Below are 23,258 nucleotides of genomic sequence, written 5' to 3' on the forward strand. Positions count from 1 at the left end.
ACCGCCCCTGGCCGAATGCGAGCGCATCAGCGCGGGCGGCCCGCCGATCAATTCATCGCCCGGCTCCGGACGACGATCACTTCTCTTCCTTGGGAGACGTGGCCGACGGTTTCGGCACCGCGTACTTCGCCCGCTCGCGGCGCCACTTCTCCACGTCGTCCGGCTTCTTGGTCGCGGTAAACAGTTCGATCAACCGGTCGAGTGTTTCGGGGAGGCGGGCGGCGGACGCCCGCGGGATCTCGTTCTCCTTGGCCTTCAGCCCTTCGTACCCCTTCACCAGCAGCGGCTCGGCGTCGGCGTATTTCTTTTGGGCAAGAAGCAGCCCGCCAAGCTGAGCGCGCGCCCCGGCGGCGCGCCAGCCGCCCGGCTCGCTCGTCTCGTAGGTGGCGACGGCCTCGCGCAAATAGGCCTCGTGCAGGTCGGGCCGGCCGCACCGGCCCAGTTCCGGCCCCACCAGGGTGAGCAGGGCGGCGAGCCGGGCGGGCGGGAGCTGTTTCCGCTGGGCCGCCACGAACTGCTCGAGCGTGGCGACCGCTTCCGCGTGCCGGCCGGCCGCGGCGTAGCCCGCGCCGAGGTTGCCGATGCTGGCCACGGTGTCCGGGTGTGAATCGCCCTGTGCGGCCTTCCGCCGCTCGAGAGCGCTCTGATACAGGGGGATGGCTTTGTCGTGCCGGCCCGCCACCTTGTAGGCGTTGGCCAGACCGGTCATCGTGGTGAGTACCGAAGGGTGGTCCTTGCCCAGGGCCGCCCCCTGGCGCTCCAGGCCCCGTTCGAGCAGCGGGATGGCCTTCTCGACGCGGCCGGTCTGCCGGTAGGCGGACGCCAGGTTGGCCTGGGCGGCGAGGGTGTCCGGGTGGTCCGCGCCGAGGGTGGCGGTCATCCGCTCGGCCGCCCGCTCGAACAGCGGCACCGCCTTATCCGCTTGCCCGTTCCCGCTGTACGCCAGGGCCAAGTTGTTGACCCCGGACAGCGTGTCGCGGTGGTCCTTGCCGAGGACCGCCTCCCGCCCGCGGAGCGCCTCCTCCAGCAGCGGCAGGGCCAGGTCGTACTTCTTCTGGAGGTGATACCCGTACCCCAGGTTGGCCATCGTCGTCAGAGTGTCGGGGTGGTCAGAGCCAATCACCTTCCGCCGGACGGGCAGCACCTGCTCGTTCACCCGCACCGCTTCCTCCGTGCGGCCGGCGAGCTGGAGGGTGCTCCCGAGGTTGCTCAGCAGCTTCAGGGTTTCGACGTGATCCGCCCCCCGGATCGCCTTCGACGCTTCGTGGGCCTTACGGTGCAAGGCGACGGCACGGTCGTACGCGCCGAGGGTGGCGTGTGCGGTGGCGAGGTTATTCAAGGTCGCGAGCGTGTCCGCGTGGCCGGCGCCCAGCGCGGCCACGCGCTGAGCGTAAACGGCTTCGAACAGCTCGGCCGCGCGGGCGGTTTGCCCCACCTCCTGGCAAGCGACGCCGAGGTTGTTTCGGGCCGTTACCGTGTCCGGGTGGTCCGCGCCCAGGGTGAGCGTCCGCCGTGCGAGGAGGTCTTCGAACAGCGGCAGGGCGGCCACCGGACCGTTCGTCGCCTTCCGCGCGAAGGCGAGGTTGCTCGCGGCTTTCAAGGTGTCCGGGTGGTCCGCGCCGAGGCGCTCGGTGCGGAGGGCAACGGCCTTCTCGAACCGCGGGCGGGCGGACGCGGCGTCGCCGACCGCGAGCAGCGAGAGCCCGAGCCTCTCGTGAAGCCCTGCGGATGCCAGCGGGTCGCCGATGTCGGCCGCGTTCAGGGCGGCGGCGACGTTGCCCAGGTTCGCCCGCAGCGCGGCGCGGAACTCGGCGACGGTGGCGTAGTTGGCGCCCGGGTCGAGGCCGGTGAACACCTCGCCCAAAATGTCGTTCGCCTTGCGGGCGTACCCCAGGTTGGTTTCGGCCGCCCGCCGCCGGTCGTCGGCCTCCTCCTTCGCCCGCCGCTCGGCGGTAGCCGCCGCGACCGCCTTCGTCCGCTCGCTTTCCGCTGCCTCCGCCTGCCGCCGGGCTTCGACGAGACCCACGGTGGTCCCGGCGAGCCCGGCGACCAGTGCGAACACGATCAGGGCCGCGGCCAGCACTTGCACCTTGTTCCGCTTGACCAACTTCTTCAATCGGTAGCTCCGGCTCGGCGGCCGGGCCTCCACCATCTCGTCGGCCAGATACCGCCGGACATCGGCGGCGAGCGCGTTCGCCGACTCGTAGCGGCGGGCGCGGTCCTTCTCCAGCGCCTTCATCACCACCCAGTCGAGTTCCCCCCGGAGCAGCTTCGCCAGCTTGGCCGGCTCGGTGCTCCGGTTGGCGGCGATGCTCGGCAGGGCGTCGGCGGTGCTCAGCCGGGTGCTCGGCCGCGGCGGCTCGACTTCCCGCACCAGCCGCAGCACCTCTAAAAATGCGCCCCGGTCGAATCCGGTCGCGCCGAGGGGCGGCGACCCGGTGAGCAGTTCGTACAGCATCACCCCCAGCGCGTACACGTCCGCGCGGGTGTCGATGTCCACCGAGTACGGGTCGGCCTGCTCCGGGGACATGTACGCCGGGGTGCCGACCACCGCACCCGCGTCCGACAGGCTCAGGTCCGTCAGACTCCGCTCCGTCGCCTTGGCCACGCCGAAGTCGATGACCTTCGGGGTCGGTCGGCCGTCCACTTCGGCGACCAGCACGTTGGACGGCTTCAGGTCGCGGTGGATGATCCCCTTCTGGTGCGCGTGCTGGACCGCCTGGCACACCTGCACGAACAGCGCCAGCCGCGCCTCGACGGTCAGCCGGTGGCGGTCGCAGTAGTCGGTCAGCGGCACGCCGTCCACCAGTTCCATGACGAAGAACGGGCGGCCGGCCGGGGTGAGGCCCCCGTCGTACATGCGGGCGATGTTCGGGTGGTCCATCAGGGCCAGCGCCTGCCGCTCGGCGTCGAACCGGGCCAGCACCGTCCGCGAATCCGCCCCCGCGCGGATCAGCTTCAGCGCCACCTGCCGCTTCACGGGCTCCGTCTGGCCGGCCAGGTACACCGCGCCCATGCCCCCCTCGCCGATCAACCGCACGAGCGCGTACCGGCCGGCGATCACCGCGCCGGGGGCGGTCGCCGGGTCCGGCGCGGGCTTCCGGCCGCCCCTCCAAGTCGGCGCGGCGGGGGCGTCGCGCAGCAGGTCCGCCGGGCTGTCCTCCAGGAACGAATCGGCAGACTCGTGGCGGGCCAGGAGCGACTCAACGCGCGCCCGTAACGCGGCGTTCGCCCAGCACGCCTGGTCCAGGAAGGCGGCGCGTGCCGCCGGGTCGGTGAGGACCACGGCCCCGGTGAAAATGTCCAGCTCGCTCACGCCCGCCTCTCGCTGCCACAGATCCGATTCGCCACAACACCATGCGCCGCCGGGGGCCGGAACGCGCAACCCGGCCCGTCACGGTACCGGAGCGTCCGTGTCGGCCATCTCGGTCAGCAGCCAGGCGCGGGCGTACGCCCAGTAGGCGTCGGCCGTTCGCGGCGCGATGCCGAGGACGGCGGCGGCCTCCTTCAGCGTCAGCCCGCCGAAGTACCGTAGTTGCACCAGCTCCCCCACCTTCGGCTCGGCCGCGGTCAGGGCCGTCAGCGCCTCGTCGAGGGCGATCAGCTCGTCGGCCCGTTCCGGCTCGGCGATCTGGTCCGGGTCGAGCGGCACCCGCTGGCGCCCGCCCCCGCGCTTCGCCCGCTTCTTCCGGCGGGCCGACTCGATCAGGATTCGTCGCATGGCCGTGGACGCGGCCGTGAAGAAGCGCCCGCGGCTGTCCCCCGGCAGGTCGAGCGCCCCGGCCCCGACCGGCCGGTCGCCGAGCAGCCGGAGGTACGCCTCGTGGACCAGGGCGGTGGGTTGCAGCGTGTGCCCGACGGTCTCGTTGGCGAGGGCGCGGGCGGCGAGCCGCTTCAGGTCGTCGTAGACGAGGCAGAACAGGTCCTCGACCGCTCGGGCGTTGCCGCCGTTCGCGGCCGCGAGCAGTTCGGTGAACACGGGCATCGGAACCGTCACTCCGGATCGCGGGCCGGTCGGTGCCGACCGCGGGCGGTGCCGGCCGGCAGAGATTTGTCATTTTTCTATTGCGCGTTTCGGACCGCAGCGACGCCTGTGGGGGTGGCGCATCCCCCCAATACCGTCGGAGTCCGCTCGATGCCCGTCCGTTCCTGGGTCCGCAAGCTGTTCGACCGCACCCCCGCCCGGCCGATCGTCCGCCCTCGCTCGAAACTGGCGGTGGAAGCTCTGGAAGACCGGGCCGTACCGGCCACCTTCGCCGTCACCAGCCTGCTCGACAACGGCAGCGCCGGCACCCTCCGGTGGGCCGTCGACCAGGCCAACGGCACGGCCGGGGCGGACACGATCACGTTCGCCCCGGGGGTAGCCGGGGGCACGATCGTGCTGACGGGCGGCCAACTTGCGCTCACGGACTCGGCTCAGACCACCATCGACGGCGGGGCGACCGGGGTGACCCTGGACGGCAACAACGCGTCCCGGCTGGTCTTCGTGAGCCCCGGCGCGAGTGCCGCACTGAACCGTCTGACCATCACTCGCGGCCGAGCCGATAATTTGGATGGCGGCGGCATCTACAACTCCGGCGGCACGCTCGCGGTGTCGGCCAGCACCATTACCAACAATTCGGCCAGCTTCGGCGGTGGTATCTCGAACTTCAATGGCACGCTCACGGTCACGGCCAGCACCGTGGCCAACAACTCGGCCACCGTCGGCGGCGGGATCTACAACTCCGGTTCGGCGGCGGTTACGGTCAGCACCGTCGCCAAAAACTACGCCGGTAGTGCCGGCGGTGGCATCCACAACGTCGGCGGGGCAATCGCGGTGTCGGCCAGCACCATTGCCAACAACGCGGTCCGGATTGGGGACGGGGCCTTCGGCGGCGCGGGGATTTACAACAGCAGCGGCACGGCGACCCTGGCAAGCACGATCCTGACCGACGGGACAGCCGGCGACAACCTGTCCGCGTCGAGCGCGAACAACCTGCTGGTGGGTAGCGGGTCGGTGGGCGGGCTGAGCAATGGGGCGAACGGGAACGTGGTGGTGCCGACCGCCGACGCCGCGGGCCTGGACCCGGTCGGGCTGAAGGACAACGGGGGGCCGACCCTGACCATCGCCCTGCTGCCCACCAGCCCGGCCATCGGGGCCGGGCCGTTCGCCGGCGGTGCGACCGTGGACCAGCGCGGGTACGGTCGCCCGGCGGCCGGCAACATCGACCTCGGCGCGTACCAGACGACCGCCGCCCCGCGGGAGGCCGATTCGCTGGTGGTCACCACCACCGCGGACGCGGTGAACGCGTTCGACGGGGTCACCAGCCTGCGCGAGGCGGTGGAGTACGCCAACGCGCGCGCCGGTGCCGACACGATCACCTTCGCCTCGGGCGTGGCCGGCGGTACCATCGTGCTAACCGGCGATCAGCTCACGCTTACGGACGCGGCGCAGACCACCATTGACGGCGGGGCGGCGGGTGTCACCCTGGACGGCAACAACGCGTCCCGGGTGCTGTTCGTGGGCACTGGAGCGAGTGCCGCCCTGAACCACCTGACCATCACCCGCGGCCGGACTCTAGATGGCGCCGGCATCTACAACCAGGGCACGCTCACGGTGTCGGCCAGCACCATCGCCAACAACAACGCCTCCTTCGGTGGTGGCATCTCGAACTATGGCACCCTTACCGTCACGGGAAGCACCGTGGCCAACAACGGGAGCTACCATGGCGGCGGCATCTTCAACCGTGCTTCGGCGACGGTGACGGCGAGCACCATCGCCAACAACTACGCCGATGATTCCGGCGGCGGCATTAGCAATGTCGGCGGCACGATCGCGTTTTTGTCTAGCACCATTACCAACAACGCGGCCAGTCGTGTGAGCGGGGGGGGGGGCGGGGGCATTTACAGCAGCGGCGCCACGACGACCCTGACGAGCACGATCCTGACCGACGAGCTTGTCGGCGCCGACCTGTCCGCGTCGAGCGCGAACAACCTGCTGGTGGGGAGCGGGTCGGTGGGCGGGCTGAGCAGCGGGGCGAACGGGAACGTGGTGGTGCCGACCGTGGCCGCGGCCGGCCTGGACCCGGCTGGGCTGAAGGACAACGGGGGGCCGACCCAGACCATCGCCCTGCTGCCCGGCAGCCCGGCCGTCGGAGGCGCGGCCACGAACGCGGGTGCCACCGACCAGCGGGGCGTGGCGCGGGACGCGCGGCCGGACATCGGGGCCTACGAGTTCACCGACTTCCGCCCGTCGCTGGTGGTGACCACGCTGGCGGACGAGGACGACGGCACGTCCGACTCCCGGTTCGGTTCGGGCACCAGCCTGCGGGAGGCGGTGGAGTACGCCAACGCGCACCCGGGTGCGGACACCATTACGTTCGCCCCGGGGGTGGCCGGCGGCACCATCGTGCTGACGCGCGGGCAGCTCGCGCTCACGGACGCGGACCAGACCACCATTGATGGCGGTGCGGCGGGTGTCACCCTGGACGGCAACAGAGCGTCCCTGGTGCTCTTCGTGGGCACCGGCGCGAGCGCGACCCTGAACCACCTGACCATCACCCGCGGCTGGGGCGACGGGAGCGGCGGCGGCATCCACAACCAGGGCACGCTGACGGTATCGGCCAGCACCATCGCTGGTAATCGGGCCAACTACGGTGCTGGCGGCGGCATCTATAACCAGGGCACGCTGACGGTGTCGGCCAGCACCATCGCTGGCAACTGGGCTATCCACGGTGGCGGCATCTACAACCGGGGTACGCTGACGGTGTCGGCTAGCGCCATCGCTGGTAACTCGGCCGTCCTTTACGGGGGTGTCTGCAACGATGGCGGCGTGCTGACGGTATCGACTAGCACCATCAACAATAACTCGGCCGATATCAGTTACGGCGGCATCTACAACTCCGGTTCGGCGGCGGTGACGGCGAGCACCATCGCCAACAACTCCGCCCGTGATGCCGGCGGTATCTACAACTACGGTGGCACGCTGACGGTGTCCGCCAGCACTATCACCAACAATGCCGGCGGCATCCAAAACAGCAGCGGCACGGTGACCCTGACAAGTACGATCTTGACCGACGGCTACACCGGTAACGACCTGTCGGCGTCGAGCGCCAACAACCTGCTGGTGGGGAGCGGGTCGGTGGGCGGGCTGAGCAATGGGGCGAACGGGAACGTGGTGGTGCCAACTGTGGCCGCCGCGGGCCTGGACCCGGCCGGGCTGAAGGACAACGGGGGGCCGACCCAGACCATCGCCCTGCTGCCCGACAGCCCAGCCATCGGGGCCGGGCCGTTCGCCGGCGGTGAGACCGTGGACCAGCGGGGGTACGGTCGCCCGGCGGCCGGCAACATCGACCTCGGCGCGTACCAGACGACCGCCGCCCCGCGGGAGGCCGATTCGCTGGTGGTCACCACCACCGCGGACGCGGTGAACGCGTTCGACGGTGTCACCAGCCTGCGGGAGGCGGTCGCATACGCCAACGCGCGCGCCGGTGCCGACACGATCACGTTCGCCCCGGGCGTGGCCGGCGGTACCATCGTGCTGACGCGCGGCCAGCTCGCGCTGAACGACTCGGCGCAGACCATTATTGATGGCGGGGCGGCGGGTGTCACCCTGGATGGCAACAACGCGTCCCGGGTAATCCTGGTGAGTTACGGGGCCACTGCCGCCCTGAACCACCTGACCATCACTCGCGGCCGCGACGACAATTATGATGGCGGCGGCATCTACAACCAGGGCACGCTGACGGTGTCGGCCAGCACCATCGCCAACAACTCGGCCCGCGTCGGTGGTGGCATCTCGAACTATGGCACCCTTACTGTCACGGGAAGCACCGTGGCCAACAACTGGGGCTACCATGGCGGCGGCATTTTCAACCATGTTTCGGCGACGGTGACGGCGAGCACCATCGCCAACAACTACGCCGATGATTCCGGCGGCGGCATTAGCAACGTCGGCGGCACGATCGCGGTGTCGGCTAGCACCATTACCAACAACACGGTCCGGATTGGGGGCGGGGCCGCTGGGGGTAGGGGTATTTACAGTAGCGGCGCCACGACGACCCTGACGAGTACGATCCTGACCGACGGGTTCGTTGGCTACAATGGCCTGTCGGCGTCCAGCGCGAATAACCTGCTGGTGGGGGGCGGGTCGGTGGGCGGGCTGAGCAACGGTGCGAACGGGAACGTGGTGGTGCCGACCGTGGCCGCCGCGGGCCTGGACCCGGCCGGGCTGAAGGACAACGGGGGGCCGACCCAGACCATCGCGCTGCTGCCCGACAGCCCGGCCATCGGGGCCGGTATGGCCGGCGCGGGTGCCACCGACCAGCGGGGGGTGGCGCGGGACACGCGGCCGGACATCGGGGCCTACGAGTTCGTTGCGTATCGCCCGTCGCTGGTGGTGACCACGCTGGCGGACGAGGACGACGGCACGTCCGACCCGGGTTTCGGTTCGGGCACCAGCCTGCGGGAGGCGGTGGCGTACGCGAACGCGCACCCGGGTGCGGACACCATCACGTTCGCCCCGGGGGTGGCGGGGGGCACGATCGTGCTGTCGCGCGGGCAGCTCGCGCTCACGGACGCGGACCAGACCACCATCGACGGCGGTGCGGCGTGGGTGACCCTGGACGGCAACAACGCGTCCCGGGTGATCCTGGTGAGTTACGGTGCCACTGCCGCCCTGAACCATCTGACCATCACCCGCGGCCGCGCCGACAATTATGATGGCGGCGGCGGCATCTACAACCAGGGCACGCTCACGGTCACGGCGAGCACCATCACCAACAACTCGGCCACCGTCGGCGGCGGCATCTCTAGCATCGGTTCGGCGGCGGTGACGGCGAGCACCATCGCCAACAACTCGGCCGATAATTCCGGCGGCATCTCGAACTACGGCACGCTGACGATGTCGTCCAGTACCGTGGCCAACAACTCGGCCAACTCTTTCGGCGGCGGCATCTCGAACTACGGCACGCTGACGATGTCGTCCAGTACCGTGGCCAACAACTCGGCCAACTCTATCGGCGGCGGCATCTACAATCGGGGCACGCTCACGGTGTCGGCGAGCACCATCGCCAACAACTTGTCCCGTTATATTGGCGGCGGCGGCATTTATAGCCTCGGCAGCATCCTGACGATGTCGGCCAGCACCGTTGCCAACAACTCGGTCCTTTCTGGCAAAGGCGGCGGCATCTACCTTGATAGCGGCATCCTGACGGTGTCGGCGAGCACGATCGCTAACAACTCGGCCAATTCTGGCGGCGGCATCTACCTTGATGGCGGCATCCTGACGGTGTCGGCGAGCACCATCGCTAACAACTCGGCCAGTAACGGCGGCGGCATCTTCAACCAGGGCATGGCGAACCTGCCGAGAACGACCCTGACGAGCACGATCCTGACCGACGCGTTCGGCGGCGACGACCTGTCCGCGTCCAGCGCGAACAACCTGCTAGTGGGGAGCGGGTCGGTGGGCGGGCTGAGCGGCGGGTTGAACGGGAACGTGGTGGTGCCGACCGCCGCCGCCGCGGGCCTGGACCCGGCCGGGCTGAGGGACAACGGGGGGCCGACCCAGACCATCGCCCTGCTGCCCACCAGCCCGGCCATCGGGGCCGGTGGGGCCGGCACGACGACTACCGACCAGCGGGGGGTGGCGCGGAACGCCAACCCCGACATCGGGTCGTTCGAGACGCAAGCGTCGACCGTAGGGGTGACCATTGCCGGCGGGGTTTATCGTGGGACGGCTTACACGGTGACGGCCGCGACCGTCGCCGGCACCAACGGCGCGACCCTCGCCAGCTTCGGCAGCCCGGCGCTGACGTACACCTACTACGCCGGCGCCCTCACCGCGGCCCAGGTCGCGGCAGCAACCCCGCTGGCTGACGCCCCAATCAACGTCGGCACCTACACCGTTGTCGCCACCTTCACCAGTGACGCGTTAGGCTACCGGAGCGCGGTCAGCAGCCCGGTCTCGTTCACCATCACTCCGGCAACGGCCTTTGTGGTCGTGGCCGATTCGGCCTACGAGTACGACGGGCAGGCCCACGGGGCGAGCCTAGTGCAGGCTGTCGGCGTCGGCGGGGCCGACCTGAGCGGGTTCGTCTCCCTCAGCACCCTGTTCACCGACGCCCCCGGCGGCACCGCCACCTGGACGTTCGACGCCGGCCCCAACTACGTTTCCGCCAGCGGCTCGGTGTCGATCATCATCTCCCCGCGGGGGGGGGCCTGGGTGACCGACGCGGCCGGCAAAACGTATGGCGACGCGGACGCCGCCTCACTGACCACCGGCGCCGGGAGCGGGTTTGTTGAGGCCGATGGGGTGACGGCCACGTACACCCGGCAGGCCGGGGAGAACGCGGGCAGTTACGCCATCACCGCCACGCTGTCCAGCAGCCGGCTGACGGCCGCGCAACTGGCGGCCAACTACTCCATCATCAACACGGGGGCCGTGTACACCATCGGCCGGCGGGCCGCGTCCGTTTCGGCGGACGCGCTGACGAAAGTCTACGGCGACGCGGATCCCGTTCTGACCGGCACCCTCAGTGGCTTCCTGCCGGGCGACGGTGTGGCCGCCGCCTACACACGGGCGGCAGGCGAGTCCGTGGCCGGCGGCCCGTACGCCGTCACCGCCACACTCAACCCCTCCGCGGCGCTGGCGAACTACGACGTGACCTACACCGCGGGGAGCCTGACCGTTACCCCGCGCGTGCTGACGGTGACCGCGACGGCGTCGGACAAGGTGTACGACGGCACGACTGCGGCGAGCGCCACGCTGACCCTGGGGAACACGGTGGCCGGCGAGGTCCCGACGGCCACGTTCACGTCGGCTGTGTTCGGCGACAAGAACGCCGGCACCGGTAAGACGGTGACGGTGTCCGGGGTCGCCCTGGACCCGGCGTTCGCCGCCAACTACACGCTGAGCGGGGTAACGACGGCGTCCGCCGTCGCCAGCATCACCGCCAAGGCCATCAGCGGGACGTTCACCGCGGCCGATAAGGTGTACGACGGCACCCGGGCCGCGACCGTGCTCACGCGGAACCTGGGCGGCGTGATCGGCCAGGACGCGGTGGCCCTGACCGGCGGCACCGCCGCGTTCGCCGACAAGAACGCGGGTGCGAACAAGTCTGTGTCGCTGACCGGGGCGACCCTGACCGGGGCCGATGCCGCCAACTACACCCTGACCGGGGTTGCCGACGCCGCCGCCAGCATCGCCCAGCGGGCGCTGACGGTGGGCGCGACGGCGTCGGACAAGGTGTACGACGGGGGCACCGCGGCGAGCGCCACGCTGACCCTGGGGAACGCGGTGGCCGGCGAGGCCCCGGCGGCCACGTTCACGTCGGCGGTATTCGCCGACAAGAACGCGGGTGTGGGCAAGGCGGTGACGGTGTCCGGCATCGCCCTGGACCCGGCGTCCGCGTCCAACTACACGCTGAACGGTGTGACCACGGCGTCGGCCGTCGCGAACATCACGGCAAAGGCCATCAGCGGCGCGTTCACCGCGGCCGATAAGGTGTACGACGGCACCCGGGCCGCAAATGTGCTCACGCGGAACCTGGGCGGCGTGATCGGCCAGGACGCGGTCACCCTGACCGGCGGCACCGCCGCGTTCGCCGACAAGAACGCGGGTGCGAACAAGTCTGTGTCGCTGACCGGGGCGACCCTGACCGGGGCCGATGCCGCCAACTACACCCTGACCGGGGTTGCCGACGCCGCCGCCAGCATCGCCCAGCGGGCGCTGACGGTGGGCGCGACGGCGTCGGACAAGGTGTACGACGGGGGCACCGCGGCGAGCGCCACGCTGACCCTGGGGAACGCGGTGGCCGGCGAGGCCCCGGCGGCCACGTTCACGTCGGCGGTATTCGCCGACAAGAACGCGGGCGTGGGCAAGGCGGTGACGGTGTCGGGGATCGCGCTGGACCCGGCGTCCGCGGCCAACTACACGCTGGGCGGGGCCACCACGGCGTCGGCCGTCGCGAACATCACGGCGAAGGCCATCGGCGGCGCGTTCACCGCGGCCGATAAGGTGTACGACGGTGGGGCCGTGGCTACCGTGCTGAGCCGCAGCCTGGGCGGGGTGATCGGCCAGGACGCGGTCACCCTGACCGGCGGCATCGCGGCGTTCGCCGACAAGAACGCGAGTGCCGGTAAGACGGTCACCCTGACCGGGGCGACTCTGACCGGGGCTGACGCCGCCAACTACACCCTAACCGGTGTTGCCGACGCCGCCGCGGCCATCGACCGGCGGGCGCTGACGGTGAGTGCGACGGCGTCGGACAAGGTGTACGACGGGAGCACCGCGGCGAGCGCCACGCTGACCCTGGGGAACGCGGTGGCGGGCGAGGCCCCGGCGGCCACGTTCACGTCGGCCGCGTTCGGCGACAAGAACGCCGGCACCGGCAAGGCGGTGACGGTGTCCGGGATCGACTTGGACCCGGCGTCCGCGTCCAACTACACGCTGAACGGTGTGACCACGGCGTCGGCCGTCGCGAACATCACGGCAAAGGCCATCAGCGGCGCGTTCACCGCGGCCGACAAGGTGTACGACGGTGGGGCCGCGGCGACCGTGCTCACGCGAACACTGGGCGGGGTGATCGGACAGGACGCGGTCACCCTGACCGGCGGCACCGCCGCGTTCGCCGACAAGAACGCGGGTGCGAACAAGTCCGTGTCGCTGACTGGGGCCGCTCTGACCGGGGCCGACGCCGCGAACTACACCCTGACCGGGGTGGGCGCGACCACCGCTGGCGTGGCCCGGCGGGCGCTGACGATCACCGCCACGGGCACGAACAAGGTGTTCGACGGAACCACCGCGGCGGCCGTCACCCTGGCCGACAACCGGGTGGTCGGGGATCAACTCGCCTCGGGCTACACGTCGGCCGCGTTCGCCGACCCGAACGTGGGTACTGGTAAGTCGGTGACGGTGACCGGGATCAGTGTGACCGGCGCCGACGCCGGCAACTACACGTTCAACACCTCCGCAACGACCACGGCCAGCATCACCCCGGCCGCCGTAACGATCGGGCTGGCCACCGACCGCCCGGTCGCGGTGCCGGGGCTGGCCGTCACGTTCACCGCCACCGTCGCCGCGGCCAACGGCGCTCCGGTGACCGGAACCGTGACGTTCAAGGACGGGAGCACCGTGCTCGGCACCGCTCCGGTGGTGAACGGCAAGGCGGTACTGACCACCGACGCCTTCCAGTACGGCAACAAGACGATCACCGCGACGTTCGCCGGCGGCGGCAACTACGCGGTCCCGACCGCCACGGCCTCGGTGGGCGTGTCGGTGGTGCCGGCGGCGATCCTGCCGGACCCGGTAACCGGGCAGAACGCGCTGTTCGTTGGCGGCACCGCAGGCGATGACGAGATCGAGGTGCTGGGTATGAGCAACAACCGGTACGCGGTGGAGGTCGGAAGCGGGTGCTGGAAGTTGTTCGATCAGACGCTCACCGGGGTGGTCGCCCGGGTGGTGATGTACGGCGGGGCCGGCAACGACGCGATCGTGGCGAACGGCAACGTTCGGGTGCCGGTGTTCGCGTTCGGCGGGGCCGGCAACGACATCCTGGTCGGGGCCGAGAACGCCCCGAACGTGCTGGTCGGCGGGGCCGGCAACGACCTGCTCTACGCCGGCTGCGCACGGGACATCCTGATCGGCGGGGCCGGATCGGACCTGCTCTTCGGGCGGGCCGGTGACGACATGCTGATCGGCGGCTCGACGGCGTTCGACGCCAACGAGTCGGCCCTGTGGGGCCTCCAGGCGGAGTGGAACTCGTCCCGGGACCTCGGCACCCGGGTGGCCAACCTGCGCGGCACCGGGACCGGCCCGCGAGCGAACGGTAACGCGTTCCTGGTGGCCGGCGGGCCGGCCGCGACCGTGTTCAACGACGGGGCCGGTGACTTCCTGTACGGCAGCAGCGGGCGGGACTGGTACTTCGCCAACACCACCGGCGGCGGGGTGCTGGACGTGATCGCCGGGCTCCGTGGGGATGACCTGCTGACCGAGTTGTAACGGTCGGTCGGTGGCCGCCCCGGGGCGCATGTCTCCCCGGGCGGCCGCCGCAGCCGGGCCGCGAGTGCCGGGTCATTACCGGGCAGTCCGGTTGCACGTGATTCACCACGAAGCCGGAAGGGTGTGCTGCTGCGACACGGTGCGCACGGAACGGGTGCGTTCGCCCACAAGTGATGCGGGGCACGAGAGGCGCCGCAGGACGCTGAGTTATCGGTTTGACGGCGCGGCGGCTTGAAATGCTGCCGCATCACCTTCATTTCTTGCACGACCCATGGAGAGCTTTACGTTTGACAAGGCGGCTTCGCCAACCGAACGACCTCCGCCTCATTTGTGCTCATCGGCCGGTGGGTGGCGCAGCCCGCGCCAGGGGAAGTTGATGCTCACTTATGAATAAATGAGCCGCATACATTTAAGATCTATCAAGCGGCGACGGCGCGATCCGTCCGCGTCCCACTACTTCCTCGGTGACCGGTCGTGTTCGCGCAGTTCGGGCAACCGGTTCATCACCCAAGACAGTAGCGCGCCGTAAGCGCCTTCGTACTCGGCCAGCCGCGCGCCGAAATGCGCGGCGCGGGCGCCCGCCGCGGCGGTCACGCTCACCGCGCACTCGTCTTCGACGAACCGGAACACCCCCTTCAGATCGCCCGCGGTCTCCGTGGTGCGAACGGTCGCGACCCACGACAGATAGCAGCGGTTCGGGTCGAGGCTCTCGAGATCCGGAATCAGCCCGAGGTCGGTCGAAACCTCGAGCAGTTCGCCGTGCTTGCCGAGGTTGCGCAGCAGCAGCAGCGGATCCATGCCGTCGGTCAGCAGCCGCGGCCCGGGCGTAATTGTCACGCGGTAGACGTGCGCCCCTTGGGGTCCCGGAGCAACCGCCGGCGGGCGTGCTTCTACCGCGCCCGAACCGCACCCGGCCGCCGTGTTGAGCGCAACAACGAGATCCGCGTCCGCCGAAGCGGGTTCGCCGGCTCGGGCCGCGGCGAACAGCCCGTGCAGCCCGTCCACCGCGCGCAACAGCAGGTCGATGCGATCGCGCGTGACCGGGAGCTGGCCCTTGCGCAACTTGTCGAGGAGCTGCTCCAGCGAGTGCGTGAGCCGGGTGATGGCCTCGAAGCCGAACACCCCGCTGCCGCCCTTGATCGAATGAGCCGCACGGAACACCGCGTTCAGCACCTCGGGGTCCGGGGCGCCGTCGCCGGCGCCCAGGAGCCCGGACTCGAGGGCCGCGAGGTGCTCGCCCGCCTCGTCCAGGAAGGTGTTCAGCAACTGGTCCATTTCGACTGGCATCGGTCCGCTCGCTAGGGGAGCAGGTCGGTAACGACCTGGACGAGTTGCGCGGCCTTGAACGGCTTCACGATCCACCCGGTCGCGCCCGCGGCCTTGCCCTGCTGCTTCATCTCGGTCTGGGACTCGGTGGTGAGCAGGATGATGGGGGTGGACTTTAACTGCGGCCGCGCGCGCGCCTGCTTGACGAACGTGATCCCGTCCATCACCGGCATGTTGACGTCGCTGATGATGACGTCCACGCGGGCGCCGGCGAGCTTGTCGAGGGCCTCCTGACCGTTGCAGGCCTCGATCACGGTGAACTTGGCGTCCGACAGGGCCATGGCGACCATTTGGCGGAACGTGAGCGAGTCGTCGACGATGAGAGCGGTTTTCGCCACGAGAGTGGTCCTCAAAAGAATTCCATGGAACCCGGGGTGTCGTCACCCGCGGGGCCGGCGTCGTGCCCGGTGACGCGGTCCAGAACGCGCCGCTCGGACTGCATGGTGGCCCGCGCGCGGAGCCGGTCGAGGAGGGCCGCCGCGCCGGCCGCGTCCCCGGACGCGAGCACGGCTCGGGCCTCCCGTAGGGCCGCGGCGACGTGGTCCAGTTGCTGGTTCACCGCGTCCTGGAACTGGAGCGCGGTCATCGCGTCCTCGATGTCCCCGGCCAGCCGCTCGGCGTCGGTCGCGGACGCGGCCACCAGCGCCTGCATCTCGGCCTGGGACCGGGCGAGCGCGTCCAGCGCGCGGGCGCCCTCTTCGCGGCTGAGGTCGGCGGCCCGGTTCAGGTCGGCCGCGGTGTCGCTCTTGAGCAGCCCGGCCCGCATCCGCTGGGTGCTCTCGCGCACCTCCTGCCACAGCCCGTCCACCATCCCGCGGATCGACTTGGCCGTGGTGCCGATCGCTTCCGCCTGGCGCCCGGTCTCGGCGGCGACCACCGCGAACCCGCGCCCGGACTCGCCCGCGCGGGCGGCCTCGATGCGCGCGTTGAGGGCCAGGATGCGCAGCGCGTACGAGACCCCGTCCAGGTCGCCGAGCGACCGCTCGATGCGGTCCACGCGGGTCGCGATGCCCTCGAGCCGGCGCAGCGTCTCGACCGCCTCGTCGGTGGCCCGGCGCACCTGGTCCATGCGGCCGAGCAGCGCCGTGATCGTGGACCGGGCGGCGGCCTGCGCGTCCGCGTCCGTGCCGCCGTCCTGCCCGGTCGCGCGGGCCGCGCGGGCCGCGCTCTCCTTCGACCGCCGCGCGATGCTCACGAAGCTGGTGCAGACCTGGGTCACCGCCTCTTCGACGTGCCGCGCCGTGTCCCCGATTTGGGTCGAAAGCGCTTCGAGCACCACCCCGATTTCGGGTGCTCCCGCGACGCCGGAACTGGTGCCTGCCTGAACCATGTGCGTTCTGCCCGCGGCCGTTGGGCCGGTTACGAATCGAGGACCTCGCCGAGCCCGGCGCGGCGCAGGTGCGCGGCCGCCGCGTCCTGAACGCTTTCCATTGCGAACGGTAGCCCGCGATCGCGACACGTGCGCCGTAACGCGATCAAAATCTGCACTGCCCCAGTGGGCAGGAACGGCGCGGCCGCGCAATCGACGGTCGCGCCGCGGCTCGCACGAACCGCCGCCCGCGCGGCGCTGAGCAGGTCGGCCAGTTCCGCCGGTTCGAGGTTCTCGTTCAGGGCGATGTGTGCGGGCCCGCCGCACCCGGCTTGGCACTCATCTGTTTTCTTCATCACGTCACCACGACCGGCCGGCGCGAGTCAGTTACGTTGACATCAAAACTGATAGCACCGTTGTGGGTCCCGGAGCGTGGGTGCAGAAATTAATTATGGACATAAACGGCAAGTTTTGTTGTGAGCACGTTTTTCATGCGGCTGTAACACGTTTCGCTGAGGCAAAACATGAAAAGTGCACAATTATTGACAATTTGAGAATAAGTTATCAATTTACCCTTCACCTCAAATTGCCAGGAAGTTTGGCGTTCTAGCTATTTCACATTAGCCGCAGCCAATTTCGCGGGCGGAAGAGCCACCAGCCGGACAAGCGACGGGGCGGCGCCAGCCCCACTTGCCCGGCCCTTTGTCAACCGCAACGGCCGCAACTGGCGCGGGTGGAGTTCTTCTCTCACCGGAGACGCACATGGCCCGACTCGCTCCCCAGCCCGGCTCGTCGAACAACGGTCACGTCAACGGCCACGCCAGCGGTCACAACCGGTTCGCCGAGCCGGACGCCCTGCGCCAGCGCGAGAGCGCCCGCGACCGCGCCAAGGAGAAGGCCAGCGCCCGCACCGCGGCCAAGCGCCAGCAGGCGGCCGAGCGGATCGCCACCGCCACCGAGCAGCTCACCGGGGGCGTGACCGAGGCCAACGCCGCGGTCGCGCAGCTCGAGCGGCAGATGGAGCAGATCGCCAGCGGGGCGGTCGAGTCCTCGAAGGCGGCCGAGAGCAGCCTCGCGGCCATTGAGGAAATCAACGCGGCCAGCACCCAGGCGGTCGCCGCCGCACAACAGTCGTTGCGGAAGGTGACGAACATCCAGGAACTGGTCCGGGGCGCCAGCGGCGACATCGACCTGCTGATCCAAGGGGTCGGCGCGTCCGCGCAGGCCAACATGGAGTCGGCGAAGCTGGTCGGGCAGCTCGAGCAGCAGAGCAACGAGATCGGAACGATCGTGGAAGCGGTGGTGCGGATCGCCGACCAGACCAACCTGCTGGCGCTGAACGCGGCCATCGAGGCGGCCCGCGCCGGGCAGCACGGTAAGGGGTTCGCCGTGGTCGCCGACGAGGTCCGCAACCTCGCCGAGACGAGCGAGCGGTCGGCCCGCAACATCCGCGACCTGGTGGAGAAGATCCAGACCGACGTGAAGCTGGTGGTGGCGGACGTGGAGAAGGCCGGCAAGGCCGCGTCGGACGAGGTGGAGAAGGCCAAGAAGGTGACCGCCGACCTGAAGCGCGTCGCGACCGACACCGCCGAAATCCAGAAGGCGTGCGCCTCCATCAATGACGCCGCGAAGGAAGCGGCCACCGGGGCCGAGCAGTTCCAGCAGGGCGCGCAGGCCGTGGCCAGCGCCTCGGAAGAGTCCAGCGCGGCGGCCGAGGAGGCCAGCAAGGCGGTGCGCGAGCAGGGCAAGGCGCTGGAGGAGATGGGCAAGGGCGCGGACGAGCTGAGCACCATGGCCGAGGACCTGAAGACCTCGACCAACTCGGAGAAGTCGTCCGAGGAACTGGCCGCCGCCTCCGAGGAGCTGTCGGCCACCATCCAAGAGGCGAACGCGGCCGCGACCCAGATCACGGCCGCGATCACACAGATCGCCAAGGGCGCCCAGACCCAGGCCGCGGCCACGACGCAGTCGAGCACCGCGGCGAAGCAGATCGAGGCCGCGGCCCGCGCGATGCAGCACAAGGCCACCGACTCGGTGGAGCGGGCCGACACGCTCATGAACTTGCTCACAGAAAACAAGGCCGGCGTCGAGGCCATGATCCGCGGGATCAACCACGCCGCCGAGGCGTCGATCAAGTCGGCCACCAACATCAAGGCGCTCGAGGAGCGCACCCGGATGATCGACAAGATCGTGGACGCGATCGTCAACGTCACCATCCAGACCAACCTGCTGGCGGTGAACGGCGGGATCGAGGCCGCGCGGGCCGGCGAGTACGGGCGCGGGTTCGCGGTGGTCGCGGCCGACGTCCGCAACCTGGCGGGCGAGTCCAGCGAGAACGCCGACAAGATCAAGGACCTGGTGCGCAACATCCAGAAGCAGATCGTCACCGTGGCCAGCGACATTGAGGCGTCCGGAAAGGAGGCGGCGGCCGAGGTGCTCAAGGCGAAGAAGACGACCGCCGACCTGGAGCGCATCTCCACCGACTTCGACGAAGTGCGGCGCGGGGTGATCGAGGTGAAGACCGGGCAGGACCAGGCGCTCCTGGCCATCCAGACGGCGGCCGCGGCGGTGCAGCAGATCGCGCGGGCCGCGCAGGAGGCGAGCGAGGTGTCCATACAGGCGGCGGCCGCGGCGCAGCAGGGCGCGAAGGGGATGCACGAGCTGGCGGCCGCGGTCGAGGAGATCTCGGCCCTGGCGGACGAGCTGCAGAACTAACCCACACCGCGAAGGAGCCAACACATGTCGGACAACACTCCCGCCGGCGCCGGGGGCGGCGGCGACCACGAGCTGGTCACCTGCGTGCTGGGCGGGGTCGAGTTCGGGATCGACATCAACGCGGTGCAGGAGATCGTGCGGCTGCCCAAGATCACGCCGGTGCCCCGCGCGCCGAGTTACGTCGAGGGCGTCGCGAACCTCCGCGGCAACGTGCTCCCCATCGTGAACTCGCGCGCCCGGTTCGGGATGCCCGGGGCCGGGAACGGGGACAGCAACCGCGTCGTGGTGGTCGAGCTGAACGGGGCCCCCACGGGGCTGATCGTGGACGCGGTCCGCGAGGTCATGCGGGTCAAGCGGGCGGACGTGGAAGACGCGCCGGCCGCGGTGCAGAGCGTGGACGGCCGGTTCCTCCGCGGCGTCGTCAAGCTGAACGGCGGGCAGCGGCTCGTCCTGCTGCTGGACCACAGCGCGATCATGGAGGCGGCCCGGCCCGCGGGGCGGCCGGGCGCCGCCGGGCCGACGCCCGGCGGCGACCCGGCCGCGTCCGGGGCCGCGCTCCGTGCCGCCCCCCCGACCCCGGAGCACGAGCACCTGGTCACGTTCCGCATCGGCGAGGAGGAGTACGGCGTCCCGATCATGGACGTGCAGGAGATCATCCGCGTCCCGAACATCAGCACGATCCCGAACGCCCCGGCCGGGGTGGTCGGGATCGCCAGCCTGCGGAACCGCATCCTCCCGGTGCTCGACCTGCGCACCAAGTTCGAGTTCCGCCCGCGGAAAGCGGAACTCGAGGAGTTCTGCGACAAGGTGCGGGCCTTCGAGCGGCTCTACACCGCGGCCGTCGAGCGGCTCCAGGCCGCGGTCGCGGGCCGCGGCGCGTTCGACCGCGCGCTGCTCCGCGGGCACCGCGACTTCTGCCGCTGGCAGGCCGGGTTCGCGAGCGGCGACCGGCTGCTGCACGCGCTCCTGGCCCCCCTCCGCGACGCGTTCGACGCGGGCGCGGCCGGGAAGCGGGCCGTCGCGGCCCACCTCGACGCCCGGAACTTCGCCGCGGCCCAACAGGAGTTCGACGGCCCGTTCCAGGTCGCGCACGCCCGGCTGCTGGCCGCGTTCGAGAAGCTGTACACCGGGGTCACCAGGCGGGACGACGAGCGGTGCCTCGTGGCCACCGTGAACGGCGCGGCCCTCGCCCTGCGGGTGGACGCGGTGAACCAAGTGCTTCAGGCGCCACGCGGCACGATCGAGCCGACGCCGGCGCTCGTGGCGGGGCGCGAGCAGCTCCGCGGGATCGCCAAGCTGGACGGCGGCAAGCGGCTCATCATGCTGCTCGCCGCGGACAAACTCGTTTCCCACGCGGAGCTGAGCGCCGTGACCAACCTGACCGACCGCAGCGAGGGCGCGGGCCGCGGGCCGGGCGCCGGGGGCGAGTCCGACGAGCGGCAGCTGGTGACGTTCAAGGTCGCCGGCGAGGAGTTCGCGGTGGACATCATGCAGGTGCAGGAGATCATCCGGCTGGGCAAGGTGACCAAGGTGCCGCACCTCCCCGATTTCGTCGAGGGGGTGGTGAACCTGCGCGGGCAGGTGCTGCCCGTCATCGACCTGCGGCGCCGGGTGCACCTGGCCCGCAAGGACTACTCGGACGCGACCCGCGTGGTCGTCGTGGACCTGCGGGGCACGAAGACCGGGATCATCGTGGACGCGGTGTCCGAGGTGATGCGGGTCCGCGGCCGGGACATCGAGCCGGCCCCGCCCATCATCCGCAGCCGGTACGGGGATCACATCATCGAGGGCGTCGGCAAGCTCAACAAGGGGGACCGGATGTTCCTGCTGTTGCGCGCCGACGAGTTGCTCAAGGTCGAGAGCGTGCCGGCCGCGTCGGCGTAACTCCGTCGCGGGCCGGGCCCGGCCCGCCCTACCACCGATCCCAGACAGGCGCAACCCATGCCACTGCCCCGCGCGACTCGCCCGATCCGCGTCGTCCTGGCGGACGACTCCGCGCTCATGCGCAAGAAGCTCCGCGAGATCCTCGAGTCCGACCCGGCTCTTGAAGTGGTCGCCAGCGCGCGCGACGGCGCCGCCGCGGTCGACGCGGTGCGCGCGTTCGATCCGGACGTGGTCACGCTCGACATCAACATGCCGGTCATGGACGGCGTGACCGCGCTCCAGACGATCATGAACGAGCTCCCGCGCCCGGTGCTCATGATCAGCTCGCTGACGCAAGAGGGGGCGCTGGCGACCTACGAGTGCCTCGAGCTGGGCGCGGTGGACGTCGTGCCCAAACTCGGGGGGACCATTTCCGCAGAAATCGAGCGCCAGAGCCGCGAGATCATCGCGAAGGTAAAGGCCGCCGCCGGCGCGCGGGTGCGGCGGTCCGGGGCGAAGCGGCTCGCCCCCCAACCCCCGCCCCCGAAGCCCGCCCCCGCCCCGCCCGCGCGCGCCGGGGGGGCCGGGGCGCACGCGGATCGGGTCGTCGCCATCGGCGTCTCGACCGGCGGACCGAAGACGCTCCAGGAGGTGGTGCCGCTGCTCCCGCCGGACCTGCCCGCGGCGGTGGTGATCGTCCAGCACATGCCCGAGACGTTCACCGCGTCGTTCGCCCGGAGCCTCGGCCGCAACAGCCAGATGCCGGTGAAGGAGGCCGAGGCCGGTGACACCCTCCGGAACGGCCACGTCTACGTGGCCCGCGGCGGGAAGCACCTGATCTTCGCCGACCGGCGGCCGGCGAACGGGGTGATGGTGCGGTACGTCAGCCAGCCGGCGGACGCGCTACACATCCCTTCGGTGGACGTGATGATGCACTCGGCGGTCGACGTGTTCCGCTCGCAGGTCGTCGGCGTCCTGCTCACCGGGATGGGGAGCGACGGGGCCGACGGGATGGTGGCGATCCGCCGCGCGGGGGGCGAGACCATTGCCGAGGACGAGAGCACCTGTGTCGTGTTCGGGATGCCGGCCGTGGCGGCCGCGAAGGGGGGCGCGGCCCACGTGCTGCCGTGCCACGAGGTGGCCGCGAAAGTCGTGTCGTTGTTGCGCCGCAGCCGCTGACTTGGAAAATCAATGGACCTTCCGCCGGAAGAGTTCGCCCTGATCCGCGACCTGATCTACGCCCGCACCGGGCTGATGTTCGAGGACAAAAAGCGCTTGTTCCTGGCGCCCCGCGTGTCGCGCCGGGTGCGGGCCGCCCGGTGCAGCGGCCCGCGCGACTACTACCACCTGCTCCGGTACAGCGACCCCGACGGGCGCGAGTTCCAGGAGCTGGTGGACGAGGTGACCACCAACGAGACGTACTTCTTCCGCGACTACCCGCAGCTCGAGTTCTTCGCCAACGAGGTGCTGCCGCGGGTCGCGGACGCCAAGCGCGCCGCCCGCGACCACAGCCTGAACGTCTGGAGCGCGTGCTGCTCGACCGGCGACGAGCCGTACACGCTGGCCATCATTCTGGCCGCGTGCCTGGACGACTTCTCCCGGTGGGATGTCAAACTGGTGGGCACCGACATCGACACCAAGGTGCTCGCGACCGCCCGCGCCGCGGTGTACGGCGAGCGGAACGTGAAGGACGTGGACCCGTCCTACCTCGGCAGGTACTTCGTCCCGACGCGCGGCGGGTACCGGGTCGCGGACCCGATCCGCCGGATGGTCGCGTTCGAGCGGGTGAACCTCGTGGACGACGACCGCATGAGCCGGCAGCGCGGGTTCGATTTTATCTTCTGCCGGAACGCGCTCATTTACTTCGACGACGCCTCCCGGAAGCGGGTGCTGGCGTCGTTCCACGACGCCCTGCGGCCGGGCGGGTTCGTGTTCCTCGGCCACTCGGAATCGGTGGGCCGGATCTCGCGGGCGTTCGAGCCGGTGCAGTTCGGCCCCGGCGGGGTGGCGTACCGCAAGCCCGGCGGGCACCGGCTCGCGGCGGCCCCCACCTGACGCGGCCCGGGC

Annotated in this window: 11 protein-coding genes and 1 pseudogene; 6 read left to right on the forward strand and 6 right to left on the reverse strand. The window is 70.4% G+C overall.

From position 1 onward, the window contains the following. Positions 1-76: 76 nt before the first annotated feature. Both GobsT_RS28430 and GobsT_RS28435 read right to left on the reverse strand, forming a co-directional pair. On the reverse strand, positions 77-3,316 hold the full coding sequence (locus GobsT_RS28430) for a serine/threonine-protein kinase (protein ID WP_010041701.1): 3,240 nt from the start codon (positions 3,314-3,316) through the stop codon (positions 77-79). Between the two features lie 78 nt (positions 3,317-3,394). Beyond that, on the reverse strand, positions 3,395-3,985 hold the full coding sequence (locus GobsT_RS28435) for an ECF-type sigma factor (protein WP_010041700.1): 591 nt from the start codon (positions 3,983-3,985) through the stop codon (positions 3,395-3,397). A 150-nt stretch (positions 3,986-4,135) separates the two neighbouring features. Here GobsT_RS28435 and GobsT_RS28440 point away from each other — a divergent pair, with 150 nt between their 5' ends. Further along, the gene (locus GobsT_RS28440) at positions 4,136-13,978 is read left to right on the forward strand and encodes a YDG domain-containing protein (protein ID WP_109570807.1); all 9,843 of its coding nucleotides are present in this window, start codon (positions 4,136-4,138) and stop codon (positions 13,976-13,978) included. Between the two features lie 453 nt (positions 13,979-14,431). On the opposite strand, the gene GobsT_RS28445 is transcribed toward GobsT_RS28440, so the two are convergent. From GobsT_RS28445 to GobsT_RS28460, 4 genes are read right to left on the reverse strand one after another with little or no spacing between them, the layout of a single operon-like run. Continuing rightward, on the reverse strand, positions 14,432-15,265 hold the full coding sequence (locus GobsT_RS28445; protein WP_050790284.1) for an Hpt domain-containing protein: 834 nt from the start codon (positions 15,263-15,265) through the stop codon (positions 14,432-14,434). An 11-nt stretch (positions 15,266-15,276) separates the two neighbouring features. Beyond that, positions 15,277-15,642, reverse strand: a complete 366-nt coding sequence (locus GobsT_RS28450) for a response regulator (RefSeq protein WP_010041694.1) — start codon at positions 15,640-15,642, stop codon at positions 15,277-15,279. Between the two features lie 11 nt (positions 15,643-15,653). After that, on the reverse strand, positions 15,654-16,634 hold the full coding sequence (locus GobsT_RS28455; RefSeq protein ID WP_010041692.1) for a methyl-accepting chemotaxis protein: 981 nt from the start codon (positions 16,632-16,634) through the stop codon (positions 15,654-15,656). A 29-nt stretch (positions 16,635-16,663) separates the two neighbouring features. After that, positions 16,664-16,969: an STAS domain-containing protein gene (locus tag GobsT_RS28460; RefSeq protein ID WP_010041688.1), complete on the reverse strand. Its 306-nt coding sequence runs from the start codon at positions 16,967-16,969 to the stop codon at positions 16,664-16,666. A gap of 874 nt (positions 16,970-17,843) precedes the next feature. Between GobsT_RS28460 and GobsT_RS41265 the strand changes: the two are divergent. The 5 genes and pseudogenes from GobsT_RS41265 to GobsT_RS28480 all read left to right on the forward strand — a co-directional run. Beyond that, positions 17,844-18,239: pseudogene (locus tag GobsT_RS41265) on the forward strand (methyl-accepting chemotaxis protein); the annotation flags it as partial. A gap of 51 nt (positions 18,240-18,290) precedes the next feature. Then, complete coding sequence (locus GobsT_RS41270; RefSeq protein WP_417936412.1) at positions 18,291-19,328, forward strand: methyl-accepting chemotaxis protein; 1,038 nt, start codon at positions 18,291-18,293, stop codon at positions 19,326-19,328. A 24-nt stretch (positions 19,329-19,352) separates the two neighbouring features. After that, on the forward strand, positions 19,353-21,212 hold the full coding sequence (locus tag GobsT_RS28470) for a chemotaxis protein CheW (RefSeq protein ID WP_109570806.1): 1,860 nt from the start codon (positions 19,353-19,355) through the stop codon (positions 21,210-21,212). A 57-nt stretch (positions 21,213-21,269) separates the two neighbouring features. Continuing rightward, positions 21,270-22,370 (forward strand): protein-glutamate methylesterase/protein-glutamine glutaminase, encoded by a 1,101-nt coding sequence (locus GobsT_RS28475; protein WP_010041962.1) that lies wholly within the window; start codon positions 21,270-21,272, stop codon positions 22,368-22,370. 12 nt (positions 22,371-22,382) lie between these two features. After that, positions 22,383-23,246, forward strand: coding sequence for a CheR family methyltransferase (locus GobsT_RS28480; RefSeq protein WP_010041960.1), 864 nt, complete (start codon positions 22,383-22,385; stop codon positions 23,244-23,246). Positions 23,247-23,258: the final 12 nt, after the last annotated feature.

The sequence above is a fragment of the Gemmata obscuriglobus genome (assembly GCF_008065095.1).
Classification (GTDB): domain Bacteria; phylum Planctomycetota; class Planctomycetia; order Gemmatales; family Gemmataceae; genus Gemmata; species Gemmata obscuriglobus.